We start from the raw sequence: 12,129 nt of genomic DNA, 5'->3' as shown, positions 1-12,129 counted from the left end.
GTCGCGGCTTCGCACGCGGCTCTACCGCGGTACGTTAGGCGTCGATGAGCCGGAGGGACGCGACATGAACGACGACCACACCCACGAGCAGCACGCACACGGACACGGAGAAGCGCCGATCGGCGAGCGCTGGAAGCACGACGGCGTCCGCGTGATTCCGGGCGACAAGCTCGACGCCAACACGGCCCAGTCGCCGGGCATGTTCCGTCAGGCCGCGATCAACCATGCGCGCGTCGGAGCCCAGAAGATCTGGGCCGGGACCGTGGCGATCGCGCCCGATGCCAAGACCGGCGTGCACCACCACGGCGCCCTGGAGAGCGTGATCTACGTGGTCTCGGGCCGGGCCCGCATGCGCTGGGGCGAGCGCCTCGAATACGTGGCGGAGGCGGGGCCGGGCGACTTCATCTTCGTACCACCCTACGTGCCGCACCAGGAGATCAACGCCGACCCGGACCAGCCCCTGAACTGCGTCCTCGTGCGCTCCGACAACGAGGCCGTGGTGGTCAACATCACCGATGTGGAGCCGGTCGAGCGCCCCGAGGTGGTCCACTGGGTCGACCCCATCCACAAGCATCCTTCCGAAACCGAGACCCGCTGACATGATCGATCGTCGCCACGCCCTGCGGGCCGCCGCCGCGCTGGGCCTCCTCGCCCTGACGCCCGTCGCCGGCCGCGGCGCCGAGCCGAAGCGCCTGCGTATCGGCTTCCAGAAATCCTCGACACTCATCGCCCTGTTGAAGCTCGACGTGGCCCTGGAGAAGGCCCTGGAGCCGCTCGGCGTGACCGTCTCGTGGCACGAATTCACCAGCGGTCTGCCTATTATGGAGGCACTCAATGCCGGGCAGATCGACGTTTCCGCGGATGTCGCCGACACCGTGCCGATCTTCGCGCAGGCCGCACAGGCCAACATCACCTACATCGCCCAGGAAGCCGCCTCGCCGTCGGCGCAGGCGATCCTGGTGAACAAGGGTTCTGACCTGAGGAGCGTGGCCGAGCTGAAGGGCCGCAAGGTCGCGGTGACCAAGGGCGCCGGCAGCCATTACCTGCTGCTGGCGGCCCTCGCTGCCGAGGGCCTGCCGTTCAAGGCGATCAGTCCGGCCTATCTCACCCCGTCGGACGGACGCGCGGCGCTGGCCAGCGGCAGCGTCGAGGCCTGGGTCGCGTGGGATCCGTTCCTCTCGGCGGCGGAGCAGCAGACGGGCGCGCGCATCCTGCGCGACGGCACCGGTCTCTCCCAGTACAAGCGCTACTACCTCGCGAGCGCCGACTACGCGGCGCAGCGCGCCGATGTCCTGGCGATCCTGTTCGCCAAGCTACGTGAGACGGGCGCCTGGGTGAAGGCCAACCCCGACGCCGCCGCGAACCGACTCGGCACCCTGTGGAAGCTGGAACCCGCCGTCGTCCTGCAGGCGAACGGCCGGCGCAGCTACGCCGTCGAGCCGGTGACGCGGGCGGGACTCGCCGAGCAGCAGACCATCGCGGACGCCTTCCGGGCCGAAGGGCTCCTGCCCCGCCCCGTCGACGCCTCCGCCCTCGGGATCTGGGTGCCGCCGTCCCTCTGAACCCGCACTCGGCCCATCCGCCCTGCCTCAGGAACCGACCCGATGACGCCTGCCCTTCGGAACCGTGCCCCGTTCCTCTCTCGCCGCAAGGTCGCCGGCCTGCTCCTGGTCGCCGTGTGCGGAGCGCTTCACTGGGTCGGGGCGTCGCGCGGCGAGGCGGCCGAACTCGGGGAAGTCCGCCTCGACTGGGCGACCTACAACCCGGTCAGCCTCGTCCTGAAGGAGAAAGGCTTCCTCGAAGCCGCCCTGAAGGAGAAGGGCATCGCGGTACGCTGGACGCAGTCGCTCGGCTCGAACAAGGCGCTCGAGTACCTCAACGGCGGGGCGATCGACTTCGGCTCGTCGGCCGGCGCCGCCGCCCTGCTGGCGCGCATCAACGGCAACCCGGTCAAGGCGATCTATGCCTTCTCGCAGCCGGAATGGACCGCTCTGGTCACCACCAGGGCGAGCGGCATCACCGGACCGGCCGACCTCAAGGGGAAGCGCATCGCGGTCACGCGCGGCACCGATCCGCACATCTTCCTCATCCGCGCCCTCCATGGCGCTGGCCTCACCGAGAAGGACGCCAAGCTCGTCCTCCTCCAGCACGCCGATGGGCGCACCGCTCTGGAGCGCGGCGACGTCGATGCCTGGGCCGGCCTCGATCCGATGATGGCGGCGTCGGAAATCGAGGGCGGCAGCGTGTTGTTCTTCCGCGACCCGGCCGCCAACACCTGGGGCGTCCTCGACGTGCGCGAGGACTTCGCCAACGCGCACCCGGATGTCGTGCGCACGGTCATCGCCGCCTACGAGCAGGCGCGCTCCTATGCGGTCGCAAACCCGGATGCCGTACGGAAGGCCCTCGTCACGGCCACCCGGCTGCCCGAGCCGGTGATCGCGCGCCAACTCGCCCGCACCGATCTCGGCCAGCCGAAGATCGGCCGGGTTCAGGCCGACAGCATCCAGGCGGCGGGCCTCGCCCTGCAGCAAGCCGGCGTGATACCGGCGGAGACGAACGTCGCGGCGGCGGTGGACGGGCTCATCGACACCCGCTTCAACACCGGACCGGAGCGGTGAGCGCGGGCTCGATCACACCCGCCCTCGGCATCGAGGCCGTAGCGTCGGCGCAAGGCACGGAGCGCCGCCGATCCGTCATGTGGGCCGGCTGGCGTCGGGGCGGCCGCCTCGTCCTAGGCCTTCTCCTCCCCTTGAGCTTCGCCCTTGCCTGGGAGATCGCCGTTCGCGGCGGATGGGCGCAGGGACGGCTGCTTCCACCCCCGAGCCGGGTGCTCGACGCGCTCCTGATCCTGGCGCGGTCCGGTGACCTCGGGCTGCACGTGCGGGCGACGCTGCTGCGCGTAACCCTCGGTTTCCTCGGCGGCGCTGGGATCGGGATCGTGGCCGGAGCGCTTACCGGAACCCTGCCGGTGGTGCGCCATCTCGTCGACCCCGGGCTGCAGGCCCTGCGCGCCGTGCCGTCCCTGGCCTGGGTTCCGCTCTTCATCCTCTGGCTCGGCATCCTGGAGACGCCGAAGGTGGTGCTGATCGCGGTAGGCGTGTTCTTTCCCGTCTATATCGGCGTCTCGGGAGCGATCGCCTCCGTCGATCGCAAGCTCGTGGAGGTTGGTCGCCTCTTCCGGCTGTCGAACCTCGCGCTCGCCCGCCGCATCCTGCTCCCGGCGGTCCTGCCCGGCACGATCGTGGCGCTGCGCACCGGTCTCGGCCTCGGCGTCCTGTTCGTGGTGGCGGCCGAGCTCATGGGCGCTTCCGAGGGCCTCGGCTACCTGCTCGTGGAGGGTCAGCAATTCGGCAAGCCGGACCAGATTCTCGCTGCGATCCTGGCCTTCGCGGTCCTGGGTAAGCTCGCCGACGCGCTCCTGATTCTCCTGACCCGGCCGCTGCTGCGCTGGCAGGATGTGTCGCGCGACGTACTCTGAGGGGTGGCGATGCTCACGATCCAGGATGTCGGGAAGACCTACGCGGATGGCACCGAGGCCTTGTCCGGCATCCGCCTCGCGATTCCCTCCGGCGAGATCCTCGCCCTCGTCGGCGGGTCGGGCTGCGGGAAGACCACGCTGCTGCGCCTTGTTGCTGGGCTCGACAGCGCCACCACCGGGACGATTCGCCTCGACGGCGCCTCGGTTCGAGCTCCGCATCCCGGCATCGGCCTGGTGTTCCAAGAGCCGCGCCTGCTGCCCTGGCTCGATATCGCGGATAATGTAGGCTTCGGGCTCGTCGATCTCACCCGTACGGAGCGGCGGACACGGGTCGCGCATGTTCTCGAACGGGTCGGCCTTTCGGCGCATAAGCGGCGCTGGCCGCGTGACCTCTCCGGCGGCCAGCAGCAGCGCGCGGCCATCGCACGCGCCTTCGTGGCGGCCCCCAAGGTGCTGCTCCTCGACGAGCCGTTCTCGGCCCTCGACGCCGTAACCCGGGAGGACCTGCACCGTCATCTCCTCGCCCTCTGGGAAGAGACGCGGCCCACCATCGTGCTCGTCACCCATGATGTCGGTGAAGCGGTGGCCCTCGCCGACCGGGTCGTCGTGCTGCGTCCCCACCCCGGACGTATCCACGACACGCTCTCCCTCGAACGACCCAGGGCCTCCGATCCGCTCGCGCAGGCGTCGTCCTTGCGGGCACTTCGCGACCTGCTCGCTGCTTCGCTCGGACGAGCCCCATCCCGGGAGGCGGTCCCGGTCTGAGCGGACGCGATCCGCCTGACGATTGCGGCGCATCGTCACCCACGCACGCTCCGAACTGCACAGAAATTGCACAACGTCCGGCCGTACATCCCACGAGAGCCGGTTCACCATGCACTTCACCAAACGTAGTCTCTTCCTCGCCCTCGGTCTGGGCGCAGCCCTGTGGTCTTCCGGCGGCGCCCTGGCGCAGGACGCGCTGGCGACGATCACGAAATCCAAGACCGTGAAGATCGGCGTGCCGGCCGATTACCCGCCCTACGGCTTCGTCGGGCTCGACCTGAAGCCCATCGGCCTCGACATCGATGTCGCCAACCTGATCGGGGCGAAGCTCGGCGCGGCGGTGGAACTGGTGCCGGTCGTCAGCGCCAACCGCATTCCTTACCTGCAGACGAAGAAGATCGACCTGATCGTCTCGACGCTCGGCAAGAACGAGGAGCGCCTGAAGATCATCGATTTCAGTGCCGCCTACGCGCCATTCTACCAGGGCGTGTTCGCGCTCAAATCCACTGCGATCAAAAGCTTCGACGACCTCGCCGGCAAGACGGTGGCGGTGACGCGCGGCGCGATGGAGGACGAGATGATCGGCAAGGTGGCGCCGACCTCCTCGGTGATCCAGCGTTTCGAGGATCAGGCCGCCACCACCGCCGCCTTCGCGGCGGGCCAGACCCAAGTCATCGCCACCAGCGTCTCGAATATCGGCGTGCTCAGCCGCAAGAGCCCGAATCTCGGAGTCGAGTACAAGCTGCTCCTGCGCGACAGCCCCTGCTTCGTCGGGATCTCCAAGGGCGAGGACGCTCTCCTCGCGCGGGTGAACGAAATCGTGCTCGCAGCCAAGGCCGATGGCAGCCTGGAAGCCCTCTCCCAGAAGTGGCTCAAGCGCGGAACCGGCGACCTGCCGCTCTGACACGCCCCCTCCCCGCGCCTGCCAGGGTCATCGCTCCACCATGCCGCTGCAACTCGATTTCGCGAGTATCCTCGTTCAATGGCCGTTGCTGTTACGGGGCGTGATCTGGACGGTCGGGCTCACGGCCGTCGCGACCTTGCTCGGAGGAAGCCTCGGCATCCTCTGTGCCTGGGCACGCGCCGGCGGACCGCGCGGACTGCGCTGGCTCGTCGGCGCCTATGTCGAGGTGATCCGCAACACGCCCTTCATCGTGCAGCTGTTCTTCATCTTCTTCGGGCTGCCCGAACTCGGCATCCGGCTCTCGCCGGCGGTTGCCTCGATCCTCGCCATGACGGTGAACCTCGGGGCCTACGCCACCGAGATCCTGCGGGCCGGGATCGAGGCGACGCCACGTGGGCAGATCGAGGCCGCCGAGAGCCTGGCACTGACGAAGGCGCAGGTCTTCACCCGCGTGGTGCTGCCCCCGGCCCTGAAGAAGGTCTGGCCCGCCCTGGTCAGCCAGATCGTCATCGTGATGCTGGGGTCGGCGGTCTGCGGGCAGATCTCCACCGAGGAACTCAGCTACGCCACCAACCTGATCCAGAGCCGGAACTTCCGCGCCTTCGAGACCTACATCGTCGGCACGCTGGTCTATCTCGCCCTCGCCATCGGCGTCCGCAGCCTGCTCGACTGGGCCGGTCCCCGCTTTCTGTTCGGCCGGTAGGAGGTCGCATGCCCGAATTCACCCTGTGGGACATCGTCCGCAACCTCCTGCTGGCCGCCCGCTGGACGGTGGCGCTCTCGCTCATCGCATTCCTGGGTGGGACCGTCGTCGGTCTGTTCCTGCTCGTTCTGCGGCTGTCCGGCCGACCGATTCTCGGCCGCCTCGTCGGCGCCTATGTCCAGCTCTTCCAGGGCACGCCACTGCTGATGCAGCTCTTCCTCCTCTATTTCGGGCTGGCGGTGGTGGGCGTGAACACCTCAGCCTGGCTCGCCGCCTGCGTCGCGCTCACGCTCTACGCCTCCGCCTACCTGACCGAGATCTGGCGCGGCTGCGTCGCATCGATCCCGCGCGGTCAGTGGGAGGCCGCAGCCAGCCTCGCGATGAGCTTCGGCCAGCAGTTCCGGCACATCATCCTGCCGCAGGCCCTGCGGATCGGGATCGCGCCCACCGTCGGCTTCCTCGTGCAGGTGGTGAAGGGCACGGCGCTCGCCTCGGTGATCGGCTTCGTCGAACTGACCAAGGCCGGCGGCATGATCGCCAACGTCACCTACGAGCCGATGCTGACCTATGCCTGCGTGGCGGGAATGTACTTCGCCCTGTGCTTCCCCATCAGCCTCTATGCCCGCGTGCTCGAAAGGAAACTCGCATGATTGCCACGCCCGAGCTGCGAAAAGTCACGCCGCACACGCAGGTCGGCGCGCCGATCCTGCGCATCACGGCCCTGCGCAAATCCTACGGGAACCACGAGGTGCTGCGCGGGATCGACCTCGACGTCATGCGGGGCGAGGTCATCGCGATCATCGGCAAGAGCGGCTCGGGCAAGAGCACGCTGCTGCGCTGCATCAACGGCCTGGAGGTGTTCCAGCAGGGTTCGCTGATCGTGGACGGCCGCCACCTGCTCTACGACAATGCGAAGGCCATGCGCGACCTGCGTCAGGGCGTCGGCATGATCTTCCAGAACTTCAACCTGTTCCCGCACCTCTCGGTGGGGCGCAACGTCATGCTGGCCCCGCACCTCGTCAAGAAGCGGCCGACGCCTGAGAACGAGGCGCGCGCGCGCCAGCTCCTCGCCCGGGTCGGTCTCGCGGAAAAGTTCGACGCCATGCCGGACAAGCTGTCCGGCGGCCAGCAGCAGCGCGTGGCCATCGCCCGCGCGCTCGCGATGGACCCGGCCATCATGCTCTGCGACGAGATCACCAGCGCCCTCGATCCGGAGCTCGTCGGCGAGGTTCTGCGCGTGGTGGAATCACTGGCCGAGGAGGGCATGACCCTGCTGATGGTGACCCACGAGATGAGCTTCGCCCGCAAGGTCGCCGACCGGGTGATCTTCATGCACCAGGGGCTGGTCCACGAGATCGGCCCCCCGGCCGAGTTGTTCGGCGCCCCGAAAACCCCGGAGCTGCGCCAGTTCCTGTCCTCGCTGCACGATTGAACGGGGCGCGCCTGCGCACCCTCGTCAGGCGGCGAGGGCCTGCTCGGCGGCGATGAGGGCGCGCCCGCGCTTGATCGCCTTGTGGTAGCGCTTTCCCGCGAGCTCATCGTGGATCGCGAGGAGGTGGGGCGCCAGCGTCGGGGCCGCGCAGGATCTCGGTGGCCTGGCGGGCGAAGAGGTCCTCGGCCTCGGCCGGGTCGTCGGCGAGATAGAGCATCTGGAGGGTGACGCAGAGGACCTTGGCCGGCGTATTGGCCTCGCTCTCCTTGATGACTTCGGATTCGCGAAGGAACTTGCACTCGGTCTCGATGAGGAAGTCGGTACGCCGCGAGCCGTTGCGGATGAGCGCGCCGTTGATGAGGAAGCCTTCGTAGGGCTTGAGGTCGAGGCGCAGGGCCATGGTGGAGAATCCCTTCTGGAAACGGGCCTGGGTCGATCGTCGATGAGGGTGCGAGGACCGGCCGCGGACGGCCGATCCTCGCGGGGTGCGCGCGCTTAGCGGAGGAGCTGCAGGATGCCCTGCTGCGCCTGGTTGGCCAGCGAGAGCGCCGAGGTGGCGATCGAGTTGCGGGTCGACAGGGCCTGCGAGTTGGCAGCTTCCTCGTTGAGGTCCGCGTTCACGAGGTTGGCCGAGCCGGTATCGAGGATGTTGATCAGCTGCTTGGAGAAGTCCTGGCGGTTCTGGACGATCGACAGGTTGGCGCCGAAGGTCGAGGACTGGGTGCGCAGCTGGGTGGTGGCGGTGTTCAGCGTCTCGATGGCGGCGTTGATGTCGGTGTCCGTCTGGAAACCGCCGTCCACCGTGCTGAGGCCGAGACCGGCCGCGTCGAACTCCACGCCCTGGATGTCCAGAGCCGAGGTGTTCTTCTCGTTGAAGGCGATGTGCAGGGTGTTGTCGGCGGCGTTGTTGCTGTTGCGGAACAGCAGGTTGACACCGTTGTAGCCCGAGTCCTGGGCCTGCTGGGTGATCTGCTGCAGGATCTGGTTGAACTGCTGCGCCAGAGCCGAACGCACCGAACTGGTGCCCTTGCTGCCGCCCACGTCGGTGCCCGCCCCCGTCTGTGAGGTGGCGCTGGAGCCGCTCACGCCGAAGCCGATATCGACACCCGCCGAGCCGCCCGTGGTGACCTGTGCCGCCTGGATGGTCAGCTTCTGGTCCGAGCCGGAAGCCTTCGTGGCGATGACGAGCTTGTTGTTGACGTAGCTCGCCTCCACCTTGCCCGCCAGACCCGTATCGGCGCTGATCTGATCGTTGATCGCCTTGGCGATCGCGGATTGGCTGGTGGTGGTGCCGGTGCCGAGGTTGGAATTGTTGAGGGTGATCAGCTTCAGCGAGCCGCTGCCGAGCTTCAGGGTGAAGGACGCGTCCTTCGTACCGCTGAAATCCTTGGTCGCGGTCTGCTCGGTGCCGACGATCGAGGCCTTGGACGAACCGTCCGTGGCCTCCGTGCCCGACGCCGTGACGCCCGTCGCCGCCGAATCGAGCCGGATGGTGCTCTTGGCGCCATTGAGCGTGATTTCGAGGGAGGCGTCCTTCGTCGGCGACGAGAGGTCGAAGGTGGTCGTGCCGGAGGTGTCGGTGGTGCCGAGATTGGTCAGGGTCGCGCTGCCGGTCACCTTGGCGGCCTGAGCGGTGGTGCCACCCGTGATGCCGCTGCTGCCGCCGGTCTTGTCGGCCAGTGCCTGGCTCGCGGTGGATTTCGCGGTCTCCAGGAGCTTGGTGATCGAGGTGATGCCCTGGGTCGCGGCCTGGATCGCCTGGACGCCGTTGGAGATCCCGTCGAGCAGTGAGCTGATGTCGCTGGAGCGTGCCGACAGGCTCTGCGCGGTGAAGAAGTTCGTTGGGTTGTCGAGGGCCGAGGTCACCTTCTTGCCGGTGGAGAGCCGGCTCTGGGTCGTCGAGAGCAGGTTCGCCGTATCCTGGAGTGACAGCAGGTTCTGGCGGGTTGCAGCAGTAAGGGTGATGCTGGACGTCTGGCGGATTCTGTTGATCGAGACATCGCCTTGTTGGCGATGCCCCAGACAGCGGGCAGGCCACTTATCCGATTGCTAAAAAGACGTCGTCCGGAGGCAAAGAGATAGGACTAGATATCTCAGAATAGGCTCACGACGTCTCACAATAATTTATAGGTCCAGTATATACCATTCATGGGACAAAACGTCTCAAATCCATCCGGTTCTTGATCATGTGTCGGCTTGCCTCATCGGTCGACCGGCCTCAGATGGCTCGGCCCCGGGCACGCGGTGGACGGTCGGACGGTGACGGCGATCGATCCTGTCCCGATTCACAACTTACGGTCGCAATAAGCTCACAAACCCACCGGTGATGTATTGATGCTTGATGGGATATCAAATATAGAAGTAAACATTATGATGTATAGGTAAATTAAACTTATAGGACCGCTTGCTCTTTCAGTAAAAACCAAAAAAGAGGGAATATTACTAGATATACAGATGTACTATAATTCATACGTCCGAAAATTATTCAGCAGTCCGGTTACGGTTGTTCGATATCGATTGGATTATTAGCAAAAATAATCGAATGAAAATCTCGCGTAATGAGCTAAGATAAATGTCTGAAATCCAGTGCGACCAGTATAATCCGCCTGAAGATCCGGATCTCAGGGCTGAATCTTGGTGCGAGCACTTGGCGCCGGTCTTCGAGGCCGAGGTCGCGCGTGACGCGGACCTGTCGGCGCCGATGGCGCTGAAGACTTACCATCTCGGGGAGGTCCTGCTCGGTGCCGTGTCCGCGCCGGCCCAGCGCCTCAAACGGTCGGCCCGAACGATCGCCCGGCAGGGAATCGACCATATCCTGCTTCAGTTCTACACGGCCGGTCAGAGCCGGGTGCAGGGGACCGCAGGCGAGGCGGAGATCAAGGCGTCGCAGATCGTGGTTTTCGACCTCTCGCAGCCCGTCATCAGCGAGGCCGGCGCGGTCTGCGCCACCAACATCATGGTGCCGCGCAAGCTCCTCGCCGACCAGATCGGCACCATCGAAAACCTGCATGGCCGGGCGCTCGATTTCCGCGCCCATCCGGTGCGCCAGCTTTCCTACACCTATCTGGCCGGCCTCACCGCCAGTGCCGACTCCGCCGAGGCGCACCAGTTGCGGTATCTCTCGGGTGCGGCGGCCGACCTCTGCGCCGCCTGCTTCCAACCCGACGCGAACCAGGCGCCGGCCGTGGACCAGCTCAACAAGATCGCGGTCTGCCAGTACATCGAGCAGGAACTCGCCCAGGTATCCCTGGGCGTCGATGCGCTGATCGCGCAGTTCGGCCTGTCCCGCGCCACGCTCTATCGGCTCTTCGACGCGGACGGGGGTGTCGCGAGCTACATCCGCGAGCGCCGCCTGCTGCGGGCCATGAAGCTCCTCGGTGCGTCGGGGGGGCGGCCCCGCATCTCCACGGTGGCCTACGCCACGGGCTTCTCCGACGAGAAGACCTTCAGCCGCGCCTTCCGACGCCGCTTCGGCTTCCTGCCCCGCGAGGCCGTGGCCGAAAGCCTGATCCCCCGCGCCGGCAACGGATCCCCGCAGATCCTGCTCGACTGGATGAAGAGCCTGTCGGCCTAGCGGATCCCCAGGCCGAGGGCGGTGCGAAATTCCGCCTCCGGCAGGAGCGCGCCGCCCGTGGTCCAGACCACGTGCGTGCCGCCCCGCGCCTCGGGGGAGAGCGTCAGCCGCGGGCCGACCGCGGCGAAGGCCGCCGCCGCCGAGGGTTCGAGGCGCAGGCCCGCCTGCTCCCAGAGATCGCGCAGCCAGGTAAACAGGGCTGTATCCTCCACCGTGACCACTGCCTCCACAAGCGGGCCGACGGTGCCGGCCACCAGCATCGAGGCCTGGGATACGGCGAGCCCGTCTGCCGCCGTGCGGTTGTCGAGGCCGATGTCGTAGACGCTGACCGGATGCTCCAGGCCCTCCGCGAGTTGGACGAGCAGGCAGGGTGCCGCCACCGGCTCCACGAAGATGCAGCGGACCGCATCTCCGAACAAAAGCTTGAGGCCGAGCGTGACGCCCCCCGGCGCGCCGCCGACCCCGCAGGGCAGGTAGACATGAAGCGGGTTCGCGCCATCGACCGTAACCTCGGCTTCCGCCAGTTGGCGCCGGAGGTCGAAGGCCGCCGTCGCATAGCCGAGGAAGAGGTCGACCGAACTCTCGTCGTCCACGAAATGCGCGTCCGGCCGGTCCGCGAAGGCCGCGCGGGCCGCCGCGACGGCGCTGCCGTAATCGCCCGCATGCTCCACGACCCGGGCGCCGAGGTCGCGCAGGCGCTGCTTCTTCCAGGCCTTGGCGTCGTGGGACATGTGAACCTCGACCGCGAAGCCCAGCGCCCGTGCCATTACGCCGACGCTGAAGCCGAGATTGCCCGTGCTGCCGACCGCGATCGTGTAGGCCGCGAACGCATCGCGCGCGTCCGGCTCGGCGAGGCGGGCGTAGGAGTCGCCGGTCCGTAGCCAGCCGCCGCGTCGGGCCAGGGCCTCTGCCTGGACCAGGACCTCGTAGACGCCGCCGCGTGCCTTGATGCAGCCCGTCACCGGCAGGTCGTGGTCCGCCTTGACCAGCACGCGGGCTCCGGCAAACCCGGCCACATGCGCGGCGACGTCCGGACCCAAGCACAGCAAAGGCGAGTCGATGCGCCCCGTCGCCAGTTCGGGGAATAGCCGCGCCAGGAGGGGATCGAAGCGGCGCCAGCGCGCCTCCGCCTCCGCCACCTCGGCGAGCCCATAGGCGAGGCCGGGCAGGATCTCGGCGGCAGGGCGGCCGTGCGGGTTGCGCCAAACGGTGGGTTGCCCCGCTCGGACGGCGTCCGGAATCCCGTTGAGGCCGTCGGACATGCGGGTGGTTC

12 protein-coding genes and 1 pseudogene are annotated in these 12,129 nt (G+C 67.4%); 10 read left to right on the top strand and 3 right to left on the bottom strand.

The genetic code is table 11. The annotated features are described in order from the left end of the window. Positions 1–64 precede the first annotated feature (64 nt). From OF380_RS15370 to OF380_RS15330, 9 genes are all read left to right on the top strand, one after another. Positions 65–598: a cupin domain-containing protein gene (locus OF380_RS15370; RefSeq protein ID WP_264045395.1), complete on the top strand. Its 534-nt coding sequence runs from the start codon at positions 65–67 to the stop codon at positions 596–598. A 1-nt stretch (position 599) separates the two neighbouring features. Continuing rightward, the gene (locus tag OF380_RS15365) at positions 600–1,562 is read left to right on the top strand and encodes an aliphatic sulfonate ABC transporter substrate-binding protein (protein WP_264045393.1); all 963 of its coding nucleotides are present in this window, start codon (positions 600–602) and stop codon (positions 1,560–1,562) included. A gap of 42 nt (positions 1,563–1,604) precedes the next feature. Continuing rightward, on the top strand, positions 1,605–2,618 hold the full coding sequence (locus OF380_RS15360) for an aliphatic sulfonate ABC transporter substrate-binding protein (RefSeq protein WP_264045391.1): 1,014 nt from the start codon (positions 1,605–1,607) through the stop codon (positions 2,616–2,618). 77 nt (positions 2,619–2,695) lie between these two features. Beyond that, complete coding sequence (locus OF380_RS15355; RefSeq protein WP_264051347.1) at positions 2,696–3,478, top strand: ABC transporter permease; 783 nt, start codon at positions 2,696–2,698, stop codon at positions 3,476–3,478. A gap of 9 nt (positions 3,479–3,487) precedes the next feature. Next, on the top strand, positions 3,488–4,243 hold the full coding sequence (locus OF380_RS15350) for an ABC transporter ATP-binding protein (RefSeq protein ID WP_264045390.1): 756 nt from the start codon (positions 3,488–3,490) through the stop codon (positions 4,241–4,243). Between the two features lie 109 nt (positions 4,244–4,352). Continuing rightward, positions 4,353–5,147, top strand: coding sequence for a transporter substrate-binding domain-containing protein (locus OF380_RS15345; protein ID WP_264045388.1), 795 nt, complete (start codon positions 4,353–4,355; stop codon positions 5,145–5,147). Between the two features lie 40 nt (positions 5,148–5,187). Next, positions 5,188–5,850, top strand: coding sequence for an amino acid ABC transporter permease (locus OF380_RS15340; RefSeq protein ID WP_264045386.1), 663 nt, complete (start codon positions 5,188–5,190; stop codon positions 5,848–5,850). Between the two features lie 8 nt (positions 5,851–5,858). Then, complete coding sequence (locus OF380_RS15335) at positions 5,859–6,500, top strand: amino acid ABC transporter permease (RefSeq protein WP_264045384.1); 642 nt, start codon at positions 5,859–5,861, stop codon at positions 6,498–6,500. After that, positions 6,497–7,282, top strand: coding sequence for an amino acid ABC transporter ATP-binding protein (locus OF380_RS15330; protein WP_318784122.1), 786 nt, complete (start codon positions 6,497–6,499; stop codon positions 7,280–7,282). The genes OF380_RS15335 and OF380_RS15330 overlap by 4 nt, the downstream gene beginning before the upstream one ends. A 24-nt stretch (positions 7,283–7,306) precedes the next feature. Here the strand turns inward: OF380_RS15330 and OF380_RS15325 are convergent. Together OF380_RS15325 and OF380_RS15320 are read right to left on the bottom strand one after the other, a co-directional pair. After that, positions 7,307–7,682, bottom strand: a pseudogene (locus OF380_RS15325) (flagellar biosynthesis repressor FlbT). 95 nt (positions 7,683–7,777) lie between these two features. After that, positions 7,778–9,214: a flagellin N-terminal helical domain-containing protein gene (locus tag OF380_RS15320; RefSeq protein ID WP_264051345.1), complete on the bottom strand. Its 1,437-nt coding sequence runs from the start codon at positions 9,212–9,214 to the stop codon at positions 7,778–7,780. A gap of 640 nt (positions 9,215–9,854) precedes the next feature. Between OF380_RS15320 and OF380_RS15315 the strand changes: the two genes are divergently transcribed. Further along, positions 9,855–10,856, top strand: coding sequence for a helix-turn-helix domain-containing protein (locus OF380_RS15315; RefSeq protein WP_264045382.1), 1,002 nt, complete (start codon positions 9,855–9,857; stop codon positions 10,854–10,856). Here the strand turns inward: OF380_RS15315 and OF380_RS15310 are convergent. Then, positions 10,853–12,118, bottom strand: a complete 1,266-nt coding sequence (locus OF380_RS15310) for a D-serine ammonia-lyase (RefSeq protein WP_264045380.1) — start codon at positions 12,116–12,118, stop codon at positions 10,853–10,855. The genes OF380_RS15315 and OF380_RS15310 overlap by 4 nt on opposite strands. Positions 12,119–12,129 lie beyond the last annotated feature (11 nt).

It is taken from the genome of Methylobacterium sp. FF17, assembly GCF_025813715.1.
Lineage (GTDB): Bacteria > Pseudomonadota > Alphaproteobacteria > Rhizobiales > Beijerinckiaceae > Methylobacterium > Methylobacterium flocculans.
Note: the sequence above shows the minus strand (reverse complement) of the source record. Positions and strands in the feature narration are given on the sequence as shown.

What these genes read in the sequence shown, in the direction of transcription:
- OF380_RS15340 (WP_264045386.1), top strand. Translation starts at nt 5,188, where the DNA reads ATGCCGCTGCAACTCGATTTCGCGAGTATCCTCGTTCAATGGCCGTTG.
- OF380_RS15360 (WP_264045391.1), top strand. Translation starts at nt 1,605, where the DNA reads ATGACGCCTGCCCTTCGGAACCGTGCCCCGTTCCTCTCTCGCCGCAAG.
- OF380_RS15350 (WP_264045390.1), top strand. Translation starts at nt 3,488, where the DNA reads ATGCTCACGATCCAGGATGTCGGGAAGACCTACGCGGATGGCACCGAG.
- OF380_RS15315 (WP_264045382.1), top strand. Translation starts at nt 9,855, where the DNA reads ATGTCTGAAATCCAGTGCGACCAGTATAATCCGCCTGAAGATCCGGAT.
- OF380_RS15330 (WP_318784122.1), top strand. Translation starts at nt 6,497, where the DNA reads ATGATTGCCACGCCCGAGCTGCGAAAAGTCACGCCGCACACGCAGGTC.
- OF380_RS15335 (WP_264045384.1), top strand. Translation starts at nt 5,859, where the DNA reads ATGCCCGAATTCACCCTGTGGGACATCGTCCGCAACCTCCTGCTGGCC.
- OF380_RS15370 (WP_264045395.1), top strand. Translation starts at nt 65, where the DNA reads ATGAACGACGACCACACCCACGAGCAGCACGCACACGGACACGGAGAA.
- OF380_RS15345 (WP_264045388.1), top strand. Translation starts at nt 4,353, where the DNA reads ATGCACTTCACCAAACGTAGTCTCTTCCTCGCCCTCGGTCTGGGCGCA.
- OF380_RS15310 (WP_264045380.1), bottom strand. Translation starts at nt 12,118, where the DNA reads ATGTCCGACGGCCTCAACGGGATTCCGGACGCCGTCCGAGCGGGGCAA.
- OF380_RS15355 (WP_264051347.1), top strand. Translation starts at nt 2,696, where the DNA reads ATGTGGGCCGGCTGGCGTCGGGGCGGCCGCCTCGTCCTAGGCCTTCTC.
- OF380_RS15365 (WP_264045393.1), top strand. Translation starts at nt 600, where the DNA reads ATGATCGATCGTCGCCACGCCCTGCGGGCCGCCGCCGCGCTGGGCCTC.